Annotated in this window: 1 protein-coding gene and 1 pseudogene; one reads left to right on the top strand and one right to left on the bottom strand. The window is 45.5% G+C overall.

Annotated features, from left to right (window positions below):
• Positions 1–203: hypothetical protein (locus H4O21_RS25640; protein WP_220495912.1), on the top strand; the 203-nt coding region annotated here is incomplete at its 5' end.
• On the opposite strand, the pseudogene H4O21_RS26050 reads toward H4O21_RS25640, so the two are convergent.
• Positions 144–319: pseudogene (locus H4O21_RS26050) on the bottom strand (AMP-binding enzyme); the annotation flags it as partial. The gene H4O21_RS25640 and the pseudogene H4O21_RS26050 overlap by 60 nt on opposite strands.

A 319-nucleotide genomic window follows, 5' to 3' on the forward strand; every position in this document is an offset into this window, starting at 1 on the left:
CTGCAGTGATGCATCCGCAGAATAATTTCATGGATAACAGTGCAGAAGGGACAGACCTGAACTGGCAGCAAAGACAGTATCCGGATTCTGGCTCAGCAGCATACACGATTCCTCATACAGTCCCAAGTTCAGTAAACAAACGGTCAGTCGGTCAGTTCCCGGACCATATCCCGCAGGGCAAATTTCTGAATTTTACCGGTTGAGGTTTTGGGTAAAGCAGCAAAACATACTTTTTTCGGTCATTTGAAATGAGCCAGATGTTCGCGACAGAAATCGATAATTTCCTGTTCTGAAGCATTCACTCCTTCTTTCAGGGTGA

It is taken from the genome of Oceanospirillum sediminis (assembly GCF_014164585.1).
GTDB classification, from domain to species: domain Bacteria; phylum Pseudomonadota; class Gammaproteobacteria; order Pseudomonadales; family Halomonadaceae; genus Oceanospirillum; species Oceanospirillum sediminis.